Origin of the sequence: Streptomyces sp. NPDC048392, assembly GCF_043200575.1 — a bacterium.
GTDB lineage: Bacteria > Actinomycetota > Actinomycetes > Streptomycetales > Streptomycetaceae > Streptomyces.
In genome coordinates this window covers 753969-769769 of sequence record NZ_JBICYB010000001.1, presented here as the reverse complement: position 1 = coordinate 769769, position 15801 = coordinate 753969, and the positions used below count along the sequence as shown (strand labels likewise).

The window sequence follows — 15801 nt, the reverse complement described above, 5'->3', positions numbered from 1 at the left end:
CATGACGATGATCGCGTACCCGCCCAAGCCCTCGCCCGGCGATCGCGTCGCGGTGCTGTCCCCCTCTTCCGGGTTGCCTGGACTCCTCCCACTCCCCTACGAGTTGGGCCTGGAGCGACTGCGCAAGGAGTACGGACTGGAGCCCGTCGAGTACCCGGCCACCCGGAAGACGGGTTCGACGCCCGCCGAACGTGCCGCCGACCTCCACGCGGCCTTCGCCGATCCCGGCATCAAGGCGGTGTTCGCCTCGATCGGCGGCGACGACCAGATCACCGTCCTGCCGTTGCTGGACCGGGAGCTGATCCGGGCCAACCCGAAGCCGTTCTTCGGCATGAGCGACAACACCAACCTGCTCGCCTACCTGCGCAACACGGGCATCGTCGGCTATCACGGCGGTAGCGTCATGGTTCAACTGGGACGTCCCGTCGCCATGCACCCGCAGACCGCCGCGTCCCTGCGCGCGGCGCTGTTCACCTCGGGCCCCTACGAGGTGCGGCCCGCCGAGCACTGGAACGACGTCGGCCGCGACTGGGCCGACCCCGCGACCTTCGACGCCGAGCCGGAGATGCGGCCCGGGGCGGGCTGGTCCTGGGTGAACGCCGACCGGGTGGTCGAGGGACGCGGCTGGGGCGGGTGCCTGGAGATCCTCGGCTGGCTGCTGATGGCCGACCGCGAGATCGCGCGCGATCCTGCGGAGTACGACGGTGACGTGCTGTTCCTGGAGACGTCCGAGGAACTGCCGAGCGCCGAGGAAGTGTTCCGCACCCTGCGCAACATGGGCGAGCGCGGGCTGCTCGGCCGCTTCTCCGCACTCCTGATGGGCCGCCCGAAGACGTGGTCCTTCGAGCGCCCCAACAGCCCGGAGGAGGCCGCCCGGTACGCGGCGGACCAGCGTGCGGCGGTACTCCGTGCGATGCGGGCCTATGCTCCCGAAACCATGATCGTCTTCGATGTGGACCTCGGCCACACCGATCCGCAGGTGGTCGTCCCGTACGGAGGCACCGTGCGGATCGACGGACCCGCCCGGCGTGTCACCGTGACCTACTGACGCGTCGGGCGTCTACGGGTTGATGGCGAGCTCCAGATAGGCCGCGAACAGCACCAGGTGGACGCCTCCCTGCAAGGGCGTGGCCCGGCCCGGCACGACCGTCAGCGAGGCCACCACCACGGTCAGGGCGAGCAGCACCATGTGGATGGAGCTGAGGCCGAGGACCAGCGGACCGGAGAGCCATACGGAGGCCAGGGCGACCGCCGGGATGGTCAGGCCGATGCTGGCCATGGCCGAGCCGAGCGCGAGGTTCAGGCTGGTCTGCACCCGGTCGCGGCGCGCGGAACGCACGGCGGCGATCGTCTCGGGGAGCAGGACCAGCAGGGCGATGACGACGCCGACGACGGCGTGATGGAGCCCGGCGGCCTCCACCCCGTCCTCGATGGTCGGCGACACCCCTTTCGCCAGGCCGACGACGCCGATCAGCGCCAGGCCCAGCATCCCGAGGCTCATCAGGGCCGTACGGGAGGACGGTGCGTGGGCGTGCTCCTCGACAGTGATCACCTCGCCCTGCCGGGTGATCGGCAGGAAGTAGTCGCGGTGCCGCACGGTCAGGGTCGCGATGAACAGGCCGTAGAGGATGAGGGAGGACAGCGCCGCGAAGGTCAGCTGCACGGTGGAGAACTCCGGACCGGGCGCGCTGGTGGTGAAGGACGGCAGGACCAGGCTGAGTGTCGCCAGGGTCGCCACCGTGGCAAGGGCGGCTCCGGTGCCCTCGGGGTTGAACACGGCGATCCCGTGCCGCAGCGAGGCGACCAGGAGACTGAGGCCGACGACCCCGTTGCAGGTGATCATGACGGCCGCGAAGACCGTGTCCCTGGCCAGGGTCGCGCCCTTGTCGCCGCCGTCCGCCATCAGGGTCACGATGAGCGCGACCTCGATGACCGTGACGGCGACCGCGAGGACCAGGGAGCCGAAGGGCTCCCCGACCCGGTGGGCGACCACCTCGGCATGGTGCACCGCGGCCAGGACGGACGCCGCCAGGACGATCGTGAGCAGCGCGACGACCACGCCGGGCAGCGAACGGCCCCAGGTGAACGCCAGCAGCACCACCGCGATCACGGGCGCGAGGGTCGTCCACTGTGTGAGGAACGCCCTGGGACCGGTGACCATGCGGCGATCGTCGCAGAGGGCGAGGGGCCCCCGCATTCCGTGTCAGGCGAACCTGCGGACGCGTTCAGCCGTCCGACGCGCGGCCCTGGCTGTGCCGTCCTCCGAGCCTCTCCTGCGGTCGTGCCGGGAGCGGCACACGGCTGTTCGCCGCTCGCCGCTCCCGGAGCCGGACTCACCCGCCCGACCGGGACGTACTCGGTCAGGCCCCGACGCTGTCCTTCGAGGCGTCGTCGCTGCCGGCTGCCGCCGCTTCCGCCTCGGCCTGCTTCTTGGAGGCACGGAGGCTGGTGAGCGTGGTGACGATCAGGACGGAGCAGATCACGCCGAGCGAGACCGGAATGCTGATCTCGGGGACGTGGACGCCGGACTCGTGCAGGGCATGCAGGACCAGCTTGACGCCGATGAAGCCCAGGATCACGGACAGACCGTAGGAGAGGTGCACCAGCTTCTTCAGCAGACCGCCGATGAGGAAGTACAGCTGCCGCAGGCCCATCAGGGCGAACGCGTTGGCGGTGAACACGATGTACGGGTCCTGGGTCAGACCGAAGATCGCCGGGATGGAGTCGAGGGCGAAGAGCACGTCGGTGGTGCCGATGGCGAGCATCACGACCAGCATCGGGGTCATGATCCGCTTGCCGTTCTCCTCGATCCACAGCTTGGTGCCGTGGTACCGGTCGGCGACACCGAAGCGGCGCTCGGCGGCCTTGAGGAGCTTGTTCTCCTCGAACTCCTCGTCCTCCTCGTCGGCCCGGGCCTCCTGGACGAGCTTCCAGGCGGTCCAGATCAGGAAAGCGCCGAAGAGGTAGAACACCCAGGTGAAGCTGGCGAGGATCGCGGCGCCCGCGGCGATGAAGATGGCCCTGAGCACCAGGGCTATGAGCACACCGATGAGCAGGACCCGCTGCTGGTACTGCGAGGGCACCGCGAACTTCGCCATGATCAGGACGAAGACGAAGAGGTTGTCCACGCTCAGCGACTTCTCGGTGATGAAGCCCGCGAAGAACTCCCCGGCGGGCTCACCGCCGCCGAAGAAGAGCAGGCCGAGCCCGAAGAGGCCCGCCAGGGCGATCCAGACGCCGGTCCAGATGCCGGCTTCCTTGATCGATACGTCGTGCGGCTTGCGGCCGATGAAGAAATCGACCGCGATGAGGGCGGCAAGGCCCACGATGGTCAGGACCCACAGGGTCACGGAAACTTCCACTATGCCTCCGGCAGTACGTCACACGGCAGATGTCAGCGTCGTCGCTGCCGGAGGTCTCTTCCACCCGGGTCGCCGGAACGCGTGCCGCGTCCGGAAGCCACGGGCCGACGCCCCGGGATCTGGCCTGATCCGTATTGACGGGTACGCCGCAGCAGACAGGGAGTACTCCCCTCCGTACGGATGACAGTACCCCAATCCCCAAGGGGAGGTAAAGAGATTTGCAAATTAAGCTCAAAAGGCAGCTTGGGAGGGGTCACCGCTCCCATGAGCGGCGGGCGGCGGCAACCCGGTCGAGCACCTCATGGAGCACCTGGCTGCCGGGCGGCACGAGCGGGGGCTCGTACGTCCAGGCGTGCCCCACCCACGGATCGGCGAGATGGTCGTCGGCAACCGGTGTCAGCCGCAGCAGCGAGCGCCACAGCGGGTCGAGCAGCGGTCCGAACCCGGCGGACTCCTCGCGGTCGGCGACCATCATCAGGTGGACGCCGACGGCAGGCCCCTCGTCGGCGAGGTAGCGCAGCTGGTTGACCGCCCGGTCGTCGAAGCCGTGCGGGAACTCGTTGACGATCAGCAGTTGCTGTGAGGTGTCGAGGCCGGGCGGGAGCGCGTCGGAGGCACCTCCGCGCAACGCCATCTGCACCAGGTCGACGCGCTGGGTGAGACGGGCGAGCACATCCGCCGCCCCCGCGGCACCGAGAGCGGGCGGCGCGGCGAGCACTCCGCTCCGCACCAGCGGCGCCAGTGCCCGTGTCCCGGATCCGGCCGGATCGATGACGTGCACGGCGAACTCGCCCGCCGGGTAGACGGCGAGCAGCCGGGCGGCGTGGGCGACGGCTGTCTCCAGGCCCAGGCGACGCATGTCCTGGGAGTCCGCGAACGAGCCGTCGGGCGATGCGGAGCGCCCGCTGTCGATCCACAGGCCGCGCTCGAACGGCAGCCGGATCAGCATCGGGACACGTATGTGCTCGGCCTCGGGCAGATGGAGATCGCCCAGCCGCAGGGCCATCGGGATCTCCATGGGGACGCGGTAGGCGTGCCAGACGGGGTTGTCCCAGCGCGCGAAGGCCGCCGGCAGGGCGGGCTCGACGACCTCGGCCTCCGCGACGAGCTGAGCGACGTCCCGGTCCAGGGCCTCTCTGGCCTGGGACACCAGCCGGCCGTGCCGGGCACGCGCCGCTTCCCGGGCGGCGTCACCCTGTCCGCCGATCCGGCCGCGCGGGTCGGACAACACCTGGTCGAGTTCCCTCTCCATGCGGGAGTCGGCGAAGTCGACCGCACTGCGGTAGGCGGCCGTGGTGCGGGCCAGGTCCTCGAACATGCCCCACACCTGGTTGTAGAGCCGCTCCTCCATGGACCAGCCGTTGGCGTCACCGGCGACGGGCCGGGCCGGCTGCCCTGGATCCGCCGGGGGCGCGGTCGGCGGCGGCGGAGGCGGCGCCGCGTGCTGCCGACGGGGGTGGCTGTAGTCGATCGGTGCGCCTGGGGCGGGCGCGGACGACTGGCCGGCGGTGGCGGGCTCCGCCGGCCCGCCGGGATGCGGCTGCTGTGTCCCGTGCTGTCCCGGCCCCTGAGGCGCCTGCGGGCCGCGAACGCCCTGGGGGTCGTACGGAGACGCCGACGGCACGGGGCCGCCGGGACCGTCCTGGGACGCGGCGCCGTGGTCCGGTCCGTGCGCCGGGGCGGCGGCCGGGCGACCGCGGTCGCCGTCCGCGGTGCGTGCCGGAGGGACCGGCACCGAACGGGCCAGCCCGCTCGCCACCGCCTCGTGGATGCTCCCCGCGAGCCGGCGGGCCCCGGACAGCCGCTGGTCGGCGAGGAGCTCGGCGAGGCCGCCCGCGTAACCCTGGCCGACGGCCCGCACTTTCCAGGCGCCCTGTCGCCGGTAGAGCTCCAGGGCGACGACGGCGGACTCGGCCTCCAGACCGGTGACGGTGTAGCTCGCGACTTCGTCGCCCCCGATGCCCGTGACGGCGACGAAGGGGGCGGCGACGGTGCCGAACCTGGCCGGGCCCGTCCCGCCGACGGGCAGGGCGAGCAGCACACTGACGCGGTGTACGGCGTCCGGCACGGCGTCCAGGTCCACCGCGAGGCGGTGGTCGGCGGCTGCCTGTCGGGAGACCTCCAGGCCCGGCAGGGTGGGTGCGCCCGGGTGGGCCACCCATTCGACGCCGTGGACGGTGCCGTCCTCGTCGCCGAGCGTGGCCCCGGCCACGACCGGCGTGCCGGCCGAGATCCGTATCTCGAGACGGGCCCGGGGGAGCGGGTGGTTCTGTCCCCGCGTCAGCTCGGCCGTCATCGCCTTCCCCCTGTGTCGTTCGTGCGTCACCCGCGAGTCGTCGCGCAGGTCTCACCGCTCCCGCGCGCGGGACCGGCCGGTTCGTGTCGGACTGCTACGGGTCGGACCGCTACAGGACCGGCAGGATCGCCGGCATCAGGTCCTGGAAGGTGCGGCCGTTGGCCGGGGTGCCGACGGCGGTCATGGCCCAGCCCTGGCCCGCGCGGTGCACCTTGGCCATGATCTGCGCCGTGAAGGCGCCGCCGCCGGCCAGCGTGTAGCGGGACAGTTCCTGGCCGTTGGTCTCGTCGACCAGGCGGCAGAAGGCGTTCTGCACCTCCTGGAAGGTCTGGCCGGTGAAGGAGTTCACCGTGAAGACGATCTGGTCGATGTGGACCGGAACGCGCTGCAGGTCGACGAGGATCGCCTCGTCGTCGCCGCCCTGGCCGACACCGCCGACGAGGTTGTCACCGGTGTGACGTACCGAGCCGTCGTCGCTCACCAGGTGGCGGAAGAAGACGACGTCGACCGGCTGCTTGTCCGCGAAGAGGACCGCGGAGGCGTCCAGGTCGATCTCCCGGGTGCGCGAACCGAACAGGCCGCGCCGCGGTGCCGCCTGCCAGCCGAGACCCATGCGCACCGACGTCAGGCTGCCGCCGTCGCTCTTCTGCAGACTGATGGCCTGACCTTTGGTCATGTTGACGGTCACGCGCTGATCCCCTCTCGAACTGTCCCCTGTTGCCGCGGACCCGCGGTTGACCAGAACCCTACGCAGGGGCACTGACAGCGCCCCACCCCGGTTCGCACTTTGTGTCGGTCCTGCAACACAGCGCGTGCCGGCGGTGGACCGTCAGGCCAGGCCCGCCTCCTTCATCTGGCGCAGTTCCTTCTTCATCTCGGAGACCTCGTCGCGCAGCCGGGCAGCGATCTCGAACTGGAGATCGGCCGCGGCCGCCCGCATCCGGGTGGTGAGGTCCTCGATCTGTCCGGCGAGTTCCGCCGCCGGGCGGTCGGTCACCGCCGTCTCCCTGGCCCTGCCCCTGGCCGCCTTGGAACCGCCCGTCGCCTGGCCGCCCAGCGCGGGCACGGGAGCCTTGGCGCCCTTGCCGTCCTTCGCCTGCCGGTAGCCCGAACCGAGGAGCTGCTCGGTGTCGACGTCCTCCCGGGCGATCTGCGCGACGATGTCGTTGATCTTCTTGCGCAGCGGCTGAGGGTCGACACCGTTCGCCTTGTTGAAGGCGACCTGCTTCTCGCGGCGGCGGTTGGTCTCGTCGATGGCCTTCTCCATCGCCGGTGTGATCTTGTCCGCGTACATGTGGACCTGGCCGGAGACGTTGCGCGCCGCGCGGCCGATGGTCTGGATCAGAGAGGTCCCGGAGCGCAGGAAGCCCTCCTTGTCGGCGTCGAGGATCGCCACCAGGGACACCTCGGGCAGATCGAGACCCTCGCGCAGCAGGTTGATGCCGACCAGGACGTCGTACTCACCGGCGCGCAGCTCACGCAGCAGCTCGACGCGGCGCAGCGTGTCGACGTCGCTGTGGAGATAGCGGACCTGGATGCCGAGCTCCAGGAAGTAGTCGGTGAGGTCCTCGGCCATCTTCTTGGTGAGGGTGGTGACCAGGACGCGCTCGTCCTTCTCGGTCCGCTTGCGGATCTCGTGCACCAGGTCGTCGATCTGGCCCTCGGTGGGCTTGACGACCACCTCCGGGTCGACCAGGCCGGTGGGGCGGATGATCTGCTCGACTGCGCCGTCCGAACGGGAGAGCTCGTAGGCGCCCGGGGTCGCCGACAGGTACACCGTCTGCCCGATGCGTTCCTGGAACTCCTCCCACTTCAGCGGGCGGTTGTCGAGCGCCGAGGGCAGCCGGAAGCCGTGGTCGACCAGGGTCCGCTTGCGGGAGGCGTCGCCCTCGTACATGGCGCCGATCTGCGGCACGGTGACGTGCGACTCGTCGATGACGAGCAGGAAGTCGTCCGGGAAGTAGTCGAGGAGGGTGTTCGGCGGGGAGCCGGGAAGCCGGCCGTCGAAGTGCATCGAGTAGTTCTCGACACCGGAGCAGGAGCCGATCTGGCGGAGCATCTCCAGGTCGTACGTCGTGCGCATCCGCAGTCGCTGGGCCTCCAGGAGCTTGCCCTGCTTCTCCAGCTCGGTGAGGCGCTCCGCCAGCTCCTTCTCGATGTCGCCCGCGGCCCGCTCAAGGCGCTCGGGCCCGGCGACGTAGTGGGAGGCAGGGAAGACGTACAGATGCTCGTCGTCGCTGATGATCTCGCCGGTGACCGGGTGGAGTGTGGACAGGGCCTCGATCTCGTCGCCGAACATCTCGATGCGGACGGCCAGCTCCTCGTAGACCGGGAAGATCTCGATGGTGTCGCCGCGCACCCGGAAGGTGCCGCGGGCGAAGGCCATGTCGTTGCGCGTGTACTGGATGTCGACGAAGCGGCGCAGCAGTTCGTCCCGGTCGTGCTCCTCGCCGACCCGGAGGGGGACCATGCGGTCCACGTACTCCTGCGGGGTGCCGAGGCCGTAGATGCAGGAGACGGAGGCGACCACGACGACGTCACGGCGGGTGAGCAGCGAGTTGGTGGCGGAGTGGCGCAGGCGCTCCACCTCCTCGTTGATCGAGGAGTCCTTCTCGATGTAGGTGTCCGACTGGGGGACGTATGCCTCGGGCTGGTAGTAGTCGTAGTACGAGACGAAGTACTCGACGGCGTTGTTCGGCAGGAGCTCGCGGAACTCGTTCGCCAGCTGGGCGGCCAGGGTCTTGTTCGGCGCCATCACGAGAGTGGGGCGCTGGAGCTTCTCGATCATCCACGCGGTGGTGGCTGACTTGCCGGTGCCGGTGGCGCCGAGCAGGACGACGTCCTTCTCGCCTGCTTCGACGCGCCGGGCCAGCTCGGCGATGGCCGCCGGCTGGTCGCCGTTCGGCTGGTAGGGGCTGACGACCTCGAAGGGCGCCACCGTGCGTTCGATCTGGGAAACGGGCCGCATGGGTTCCACCGTACGACCCCGCACTGACAACGGGTCCCGGTCAGCGGTTCTGCGGGGTGCGGGAGCGCCGGTGGACGAGGCGACGGCGCGTGCGCTGCGCGGGATGGTGCGCCGGGTGGCGGATCGCGCGCGGAATCTCCGTGTGGGCGGGGATGCCCGGCTTCCGCTCGGCGGGGACCACGGCGGGCTTTCCCATGACCGTCAGCGGGTCGTACACGACGACGACGCCGGCGAGGAGGAGGAAGGCGAGGGGGCCGATCAGCATGGGCGCGAGCAGTTCGGCGGGCGATCCGCCGACGGAGGGCTCGGACGTGCCGACGAGATGGACGTCGAGGGCGGCCATCCCCGTGTAGTGCATGCCGGTGACGGCCAGTCCCATGACCAGGGCGGCGCCCACGCTCCACAGGAAGCCCCGGACCTGTCCGGCCGCCCACAGGGCCGCGGTGGCGGCGGCCATGGCTATGACGACGGACACGGCGACGGTGAACGTGTTGTACGTCAGCTGCCCGTCCAGATGCATCCCGGCCATCCCCAGGTAGTGCATCGAGGCGATGCCCAGACCGGTGAGGGTGCCGCCGGTGAACAGGGCCGTCCCCCGCCGCGCGCCCCGGTGGCCGACGATGAGGATCCCGACGCCCACCATGACGATGGCTACGGCCAGGCCGGCGAAGGTCGTCAGCCAGTCGTAGCGGATCGGGGTGTGCTCGATCGTGAACCCCATCATCGCGATGAAGTGCATGGTCCAGATGCCCGAGCCGATCGACGCCGAGCCGAGGGCGAGCCATCCGGGGCGCCAGGAGCGGGTGACCAGCATGGCCCTGGTGGTGCAGCGCAGGCCGAGCGCGCCGCCGAGGCAGGCCATGAGGTAGGCCACCAGCGGGGTGACGAGTCCGTAGCTGAATCCGTCGACCGTGTCTTGCATGTGCGGCTGCCCTTCCGCCTGCTTACGCCCCGGTTCGTGTCCCGGATTCTCCTGATGTGCGCCCCCTCCCAGGACCGCGCGAACGATCAGGGTCGAGGCAGAGAGTATGACTTCCACCGGAATGGCCGAACGATTCTCCGGCAAAGAAACACGGTCCCGCCCCAGTTGTGCCGCCCCTGTGAGGGTAGTTGAACGACTTCATTCGGCCTGTGGCCACTCCGCGGCCCTCTTCCGTTGACTCTCTGATGTCACAGTGGTGCTGTCCGTGATCGTTCGACGCGAGGAGTACGCATGCACGTGCGCGCAGTTGCCGTCACGACCACCGCCCTTCTGGGACTCGCCCTCACGGCTCCCCTCTCGCATGCCCGGGCCGACGAGGCCGACGACGACGGCCCCGCGGTCGTCGCCCACCGGGGCGCTTCCGGGTACGCGCCGGAGAACACGCTGGCCGCCGTCGACCGGGCGGCCGAACTGGGTGTCCGCTGGGTGGAGAACGACGTCCAGCGCACCCGGGACGGCGAACTGGTCGTCCTCCACGACGAGAGCCTGAAGCGGACGACCGACGTGGAGGAGGTCTTCCCGGACCGGTCGCCCTGGATGGTGAAGGACTTCACCGCCGCGGAGATCGCGCGGCTGGACGCGGGAAGCTGGTTCGGGCCGGAGTACGCGGGCGCGCGCGTGCCGACACTGAAGCAGTACGTGCACCGGTTGGAGCACAACCACCAGAAGCTGCTGCTGGAGCTGAAGAGCCCCGGGCTGTACCCGGGCATCGAGCAGCAGACACTCAAGGTTCTGGCCAACGAGGGCTGGCTCGACCGGCGGCATGTGGCGGCGCGTCTTGTCGTGCAGAGTTTCGACGCCGACAGCATCCGGACGGTCCACGACCTCAAGCCCGCCGTCAAGACCGGGTTCCTCGGTACCCCGGCCGTGTCGGAGCTGCCGAACTACGCCGAGTTCGCCGACCAGATCAACCCGTCGTACGGCACGCTCTCCATGAGCTACGTGTCCTCGGTCCACGCGTTCACGGGACCGCACGGCCGGCCTGTCGAGGTCCTCACCTGGACGGTGAACGACGCGGACACCGCACGCCGGGTCGCCAAGTACGACGTCGACGGCATCATCACCAACAAGCCCGACGTGGTGCGGGACGCCGTGGACTGACCCGGGCCTTGTCAGTGGCCGGCCGTACCGTGGGCGCATGGACAGCCCCGGGCAGTACGAACAGCAGGTCGTGTGGACCGTCGTCGACACCCGCATCGGTCCGCTGCTGCTGGCCGCCACCCGCGACGGCCTGGTCAACGTCGTGTTCCACGCCACCGACGCCGCACGGGAGCGGGCGCTCGAAAGGCTCGCGGCCCGGCTGGGCACGCGTCCCGTCGAGACGCCCGGCTCCCCGCTGCTGGCCGAGGCGATACGCCAGGTGGAGGCGTACTTCGCGGGCACGAGGCGCGACTTCGACCTGCCGTTGGACTGGTCGCTGATCTCGGGCTTCAACCGCCAGGTGCTGCGCGAGCTGGCATCCGGCGTCCCCCACGGCTCGGTCGTCGGCTACGGAGACCTGGCAGGCCGGGTGGGCCAGCCGGGCGCTGCCCAGGCCGTGGGCCTGGCCATGGGGGCCAACCCGCTGCCGGTCGTGGTGCCGTGCCACCGGGTCGTCGGGAGTGACGGCGGCATCGGCGGGTTCGGCGGCGGGGTGGACACGAAGCGGCGGCTGCTCGCGCTTGAGGGCGTGCTGCCCGAGCCGTTGTTCTGAGAGGCGGCACCGGCCGGAGGCTATGCGTAGTGCCGGGCCTCGATGATGTTGCCGTCCGGGTCCCCGAAGTAGAAGCTCCGCCTGGCCATGCCGCGGGCGCCGTAGGAGTCGTACGAGAGTTCCGAGACGGGGACCGACTGCTCCTCCAGGCGGGCGCGCAGCGCGTCGAAGTCGTGCGGAGCCAGGGCCAGGCAGACGTGGTTGACGGGATGCCCCCCGCCGGCGCCGGGGACCACCCGCATGCGTGCCGCCATGGAGTGCGGTGCGAGGTCGAGGATGGTCTCGTCGTTGAGGCGCACGGAGGGGAAGCCCACGGTCCCCGCGGCGTACTCGGTGACCCGCAGGGGCTCCAGCCCGAGGTTCCTCTCGTAGAAGCCGGCCGCGGCGACCGGGTCGCGCACCCACAGGACGACGTGGTCGAGACGTGTCGTGTTGTCCGTCATGCTTCCCAGGCTCATGGTCCGTGCCGAGAGCCGCAAGGGCCCGTTCCGTCACCGTCGGGGTTTGGCCCGGTCCCCCGCCCGCCAGAGATGAGGAGACCGGAGCCGGGGGAGAACCGTCGGACAGGAGGCACGCGCGTGATGCTGATGGTGTCGGAAGAGGTAAGGGAGGCGGTCGGGACGCGTCGCCCCGTGGTGGCCCTGGAGTCCACGATCATCGCGCACGGTTTGCCGCGCCCGCGCAATCTGCTGGTCGCACGGGAGCTGGAGGAGGCGGTGCGGCGGGAGGGTGCCGTACCGGCGACGATCGCCGTGCTGGACGGCCTGCCTCGTGTCGGCCTGGACAAGCAGCAGCTGGAGCGGGTCGCCAACGAGGACGGCATCCGCAAGCTGGGGCACCGGGACCTGCCGCTCGCGGTGGCCGCCGGCGCGAGCGGGGCGACCACCGTGTCGGCGACCGCCCTGCTGGCGGCACTGGCGGGCGTACGGGTGTTCGCGACCGGCGGGCTGGGCGGCGTCCACCGGGAGTGGACGGCGACGCAGGACGAGTCGGCCGACCTGGGGCTTCTGGCGCGCACCAGGATCACGGTGGTCTGCGCGGGTGTGAAGTCCATCCTGGACGTGCCGGCGACCTTGCAACGGCTCGAGACACTGGGGGTCGCGGTGGCCGGCTACGGCACGGACCGCTTCCCCGGCTTCTACCTGTCCGACTCGGGACATCCGGTGGACTGGACGCTGGACGGCCCGGAGCAGGTGGCGGCGGTCATGCGGGCCCAGGACGCGCTGGGCGGGCCTGAGTCGGCACTGGTGGTAGCCAACCCCGTGGCCGAGGAGGAGCAGCTCGATCCCGCGCTCCACGCGCGTGTGCTCGCCGACGCGCTGCACGCGTGCGAGGCGGAGGGGGTCACGGGCCAGGCGGTGACGCCGTTCCTCCTCGACCGCCTGGTGCGGCTCACCGACGGTGCCTCGCTGAGCGCGAACCTCGCCGCGGTGCGCGGGAACGGGCGGCTGGCGGCCCGGATCGCGACGGCCTGGACCGGGGCATGACCGCGGAGCCGGACGGCGCGCTGCTGGTCGTCGGGGATGTCGTCACGGACGTCGTCGCCCGTCACCGGGGACCGCTGGCCGTCGGCACGGACACCGCCGCCTCGATCCGGCGGCTGCCCGGCGGTGCGGGTGCCAACGTGGCCTGCTGGGCCGCGTACGGAGGGTGCGGAGACGTACGGCTGCTGGGCCGGGTGGGTGGCGACGCCTCCGTATGGCACGAGCGGGAGCTGGCGGCGCACGGTGTGCGTCCGCTTCTGGTCGTCGACGCGGCGGCACCCACCGGGACGGTGATCTGTCTGGTCGACACGGCCGACTCGGCCGAGCGGACGTTCCTGACGGACAGCGGGGCGTCCTTGCGGATCGGGCCGGGCGACTGGTCGGACACGCTGCTCGACGGCGTGGGCCGGCTGCATCTCTCGGGCTACCTCCTCTTCTCGGAGCCGAGCCGCGCTCTGGTCTCCGTCGCCCTGGCGGCGGCCCGCGCGCGTGGGGTGCCGGTCAGCCTGGACCCGGCGTCGGCCGGGTTCCTCACCGAGCTGGGTGTCGACCGTTTCCTCGGCCTGGTCGAGGGCGTGGACGTCCTGCTGCCCAGCCGTGACGAGGCGTGCCTGCTCACCGGGCTGCCCGACGCGGCCGACGCGGCCGCGAAGCTCAGCCGGCACGTTCCGCTGGTGATCGTCAAGCAGGGGGCGGAGGGAGCGTTGGTGGCCCGGTCCGGAGCCGTGAGCGCGCGGGTCGCCGCCGTCACGGCGTCACCACGGGACAGCACGGGCGCCGGTGATGCCTTCACCGGCACGTTCCTCGCCACGCTGCTCGGGGGCGCGGAACCCGGGGAGGCGGCGGCCGCGGGGTGCCGGGCGGGAGCAACGGCGGTCGAACGGGTGGGCGGGAGACCTCCACGGACGGCCGGCCGACGACCGGCCGACGGGTAGATGCGGCGGAAGCCGGACGAGGTGATCGGCACGCACTCCCGCGCGGTCTCCCTACCCCTTGCGCCCCCACGCCGAGATCATCGGAGCCGTCGCGAGATCCATCCCGCCGGACGCGACGTTCGCGAGGTGGCGGTCGATGTCGTCGTGGGAGGCGACCCCGGCGGTGACCAGCTGGTCGCGGATCTGCCGTACCGTCGCGGACTCAAGGGCGGCGCACGCGGGTGAGGTGACAGGGAAGTAGGCGTCGGCCTCCACTCGGCGCAGTCCCGCCTCCCGGAGCAGACGGGGCAGCCGGCGGCCGTAGGAGAGATCGGCGCCACGACGGGACAGCAGCTGGCGGAAACCGTGCCGAAGCGTGTTCGCCAGCTGCTGCTCGGGGCCGTGCTCGTCGGGGCAGAGCAGCGGTTGGAGCGCCGGGTCGGCGTCCTCGACCAGGAGGCGGCCGCCGGGACGCAGGGCCTTGATCATCGACCGCAACGCCCTTTCCCGGTCGGGGACATGGACGAGTACGAGCCTCGCGTGCACCAGGTCGAAGCCCTCTCCGGGCGGCTCCTCCGTACCCACGTCGTGCACCCGCACCTCGACCGGCGCGCGGGCGGCCGGAGCCACCCGCGAGGTGTCGATGTCCGTCGCGACGACCTTGCCGGTCGGTCCCACCCGCCTGGCCAGCCACGACACCACGGAGGTGCCTCCGGCCCCCACCTCCCAGCAGCGCCAGCCGGGGCCGACGCCGAGCGTCTCGAGGTGCCGGAACGTCGTGGGGTCGAAGAGCGTGGCGAAGGCGTCGAAGCGCTCCGCCGCCTCGGACCGCCCGTTGTCGAGGAGGTATCCGTCGGTTCGCGTCATGCCGCGATCATCCCAGTTGTCCGGCTCGCCGGAAGGGGGCGACGCTCCGGTGCGAGGGGCGCTCCGAGCCGGCCGGGTCGCGGTGTATGCGGAACCGAGCGGTTCGTCCACAGGCCGGAAGCAAGCGGAATCCTCCGTTTCCACAGGCCGGTTCGCCGCCCTCGCCGGCCTGGCAAACTGGCGTGCCGAGGCGCGGGACGCACGGCGCGAGGGGACCCACGCGAGGAGATGCGGATGACCATGGCAGGCAGTCTGCGGAAGGTCTCGGGGCCGGGAAGGGCGGGCGGCCTCCGAAAACATGCGGACGATCACGGCCCGGGCCGCGATCGTCGCCGTGCCCACGATGGTCTGCGGGGTGTACGGCATGAACTTCGACCACATGCCGGAACTGGGCCGGCGGTACGGCTACGGCCTGGTCACGGGGGTGGTAGCCGTCTGCTGCCCGGCGCTGTACCGGGGCTTCCGGCGCAACGGCCGGCTCTGAGACGCCGCACGCCGGGCATCTGCCGTACGCGAGAGGACGTACACCGCGAGGGTGCGTACGTCGCCAGGGAGCGTCCGTCGCGAGAGGCGGTGGACCGGCCGGTCCACCGGGCGAGTCAGCCGTTCCACGCGGGATGCCGTGGATCGTCGGCGCGCACCAGGACGTCGGCCGTGCCCGAGGGGTCGGTCTCCTCGTCGTAACGCTCGAAGGCGGGCAGGGTCCAGTGCTCGGTGTCGGGGGTGCGGCGTCGCAGGGCGCCGGGGGTGAGGACGAGATGGACACTCAGATCGAGGGGGAACCAGTGGCGCAGCAGAAAGGGACCGTGCAGCAGCAGCGCACCGCCGGGAGGGAGTTGTGCGTAGGGGCTGCGGGTGGCGCGGTCGGTGACCGGGTCCCACAGGTCGGGCAGGACCCGCCCGTTGCCGTCGGGCCCGAGGGGGTCGAAGACCTCCCGCCACAGGGCGCCGGTGTCGTACCAGCCGGTGTAGTAGGAATCGACGTCCCGGTGCCCGTACTCCAGACGGAGCGAGGCGGGTCGCAGGAAGCCCTCCGTGCCGACGACGAGGGAGGGGCGGCCGCGCACGCGCAGTGCCTCGGAGACCCGTTCGGCGAGGTCGCCGGGGCGGGCGGCCGGGGCGCCGTCGAGGGCGACGCGCGTCCAGGCGCTGCCGTCGGTGGGCGCCAGGTCGAGCAGTCGCTCGGCGAGCCGGTCGCCGAGCCGGTCCCAGGTGATCGCTTCCAGTCGCACCTG

At 71.2% G+C, this 15801-nt stretch carries 14 protein-coding genes and 1 pseudogene; 6 read left to right on the top strand and 9 right to left on the bottom strand.

Annotated elements, in window-relative coordinates; translation table 11 throughout:
- Position 1 precedes the first annotated feature (1 nt).
- On the top strand, positions 2–1048 hold the full coding sequence (locus tag ACGFYH_RS03345; protein WP_393801416.1) for a S66 peptidase family protein: 1047 nt from the start codon (positions 2–4) through the stop codon (positions 1046–1048).
- 12 nt (positions 1049–1060) lie between these two features.
- Here ACGFYH_RS03345 and ACGFYH_RS03340 read toward each other — a convergent pair whose 3' ends face one another.
- The 6 genes from ACGFYH_RS03340 to ACGFYH_RS03315 all read right to left on the bottom strand — a co-directional run bounded on the left by ACGFYH_RS03340 (position 1061) and on the right by ACGFYH_RS03315 (position 9548).
- A complete protein-coding gene (locus ACGFYH_RS03340; RefSeq protein WP_393801415.1) occupies positions 1061–2161 on the bottom strand; it encodes a calcium:proton antiporter in 1101 nt (366 codons plus the stop codon).
- 199 nt (positions 2162–2360) lie between these two features.
- Positions 2361–3362: a TerC/Alx family metal homeostasis membrane protein gene (locus tag ACGFYH_RS03335; protein ID WP_393801414.1), complete on the bottom strand. Its 1002-nt coding sequence runs from the start codon at positions 3360–3362 to the stop codon at positions 2361–2363.
- Positions 3363–3615: 253 nt separating this feature from the next.
- Entirely contained in the window at positions 3616–5658 is a 2043-nt protein-coding gene (locus ACGFYH_RS03330; RefSeq protein ID WP_393801413.1) for a TerD family protein, read from the bottom strand.
- Positions 5659–5767: 109 nt separating this feature from the next.
- Complete coding sequence (locus tag ACGFYH_RS03325; protein ID WP_393801412.1) at positions 5768–6346, bottom strand: TerD family protein; 579 nt, start codon at positions 6344–6346, stop codon at positions 5768–5770.
- A gap of 141 nt (positions 6347–6487) precedes the next feature.
- Complete coding sequence (gene uvrB, locus ACGFYH_RS03320; protein WP_393801411.1) at positions 6488–8626, bottom strand: excinuclease ABC subunit UvrB; 2139 nt, start codon at positions 8624–8626, stop codon at positions 6488–6490.
- Positions 8627–8666: 40 nt separating this feature from the next.
- The gene (locus ACGFYH_RS03315; protein WP_393801410.1) at positions 8667–9548 is read right to left on the bottom strand and encodes an MHYT domain-containing protein; all 882 of its coding nucleotides are present in this window, start codon (positions 9546–9548) and stop codon (positions 8667–8669) included.
- 291 nt (positions 9549–9839) lie between these two features.
- On the opposite strand from ACGFYH_RS03315, the gene ACGFYH_RS03310 reads away from it, so the two are divergent.
- Both ACGFYH_RS03310 and ACGFYH_RS03305 read left to right on the top strand, forming a co-directional pair.
- Positions 9840–10709 carry a glycerophosphodiester phosphodiesterase gene (locus ACGFYH_RS03310; RefSeq protein ID WP_393801409.1) on the top strand — a complete coding sequence of 290 codons (870 nt, stop codon included), beginning with the start codon at positions 9840–9842 and terminating at the stop codon, positions 10707–10709.
- Positions 10710–10746: 37 nt separating this feature from the next.
- Complete coding sequence (locus ACGFYH_RS03305) at positions 10747–11301, top strand: methylated-DNA--[protein]-cysteine S-methyltransferase (RefSeq protein ID WP_393801408.1); 555 nt, start codon at positions 10747–10749, stop codon at positions 11299–11301.
- Between the two features lie 20 nt (positions 11302–11321).
- Here ACGFYH_RS03305 and ACGFYH_RS03300 read toward each other — a convergent pair whose 3' ends face one another.
- Positions 11322–11744, bottom strand: coding sequence for a VOC family protein (locus ACGFYH_RS03300; RefSeq protein WP_393801407.1), 423 nt, complete (start codon positions 11742–11744; stop codon positions 11322–11324).
- A gap of 138 nt (positions 11745–11882) precedes the next feature.
- Here ACGFYH_RS03300 and ACGFYH_RS03295 point away from each other — a divergent pair, with 138 nt between their 5' ends.
- Positions 11883–12788: a pseudouridine-5'-phosphate glycosidase gene (locus ACGFYH_RS03295; RefSeq protein WP_393801406.1), complete on the top strand. Its 906-nt coding sequence runs from the start codon at positions 11883–11885 to the stop codon at positions 12786–12788.
- Positions 12785–13720 (top strand): carbohydrate kinase family protein, encoded by a 936-nt coding sequence (locus tag ACGFYH_RS03290; protein ID WP_393801405.1) that lies wholly within the window; start codon positions 12785–12787, stop codon positions 13718–13720. Before ACGFYH_RS03295 ends, ACGFYH_RS03290 begins: the two co-directional genes overlap by 4 nt.
- Positions 13721–13771: 51 nt before the next feature.
- Here ACGFYH_RS03290 and ACGFYH_RS03285 read toward each other — a convergent pair whose 3' ends face one another.
- A complete protein-coding gene (locus ACGFYH_RS03285; protein WP_393801404.1) occupies positions 13772–14566 on the bottom strand; it encodes a methyltransferase domain-containing protein in 795 nt (264 codons plus the stop codon).
- A gap of 283 nt (positions 14567–14849) precedes the next feature.
- Between ACGFYH_RS03285 and ACGFYH_RS03280 the strand changes: the two are divergent.
- Positions 14850–15050, top strand: a pseudogene (locus ACGFYH_RS03280) (CorA family divalent cation transporter); the annotation flags it as partial.
- 115 nt (positions 15051–15165) lie between these two features.
- Here the strand turns inward: ACGFYH_RS03280 and ACGFYH_RS03275 are convergent.
- Complete coding sequence (locus tag ACGFYH_RS03275; protein WP_393801403.1) at positions 15166–15798, bottom strand: uridine kinase; 633 nt, start codon at positions 15796–15798, stop codon at positions 15166–15168.
- Positions 15799–15801: the final 3 nt, after the last annotated feature.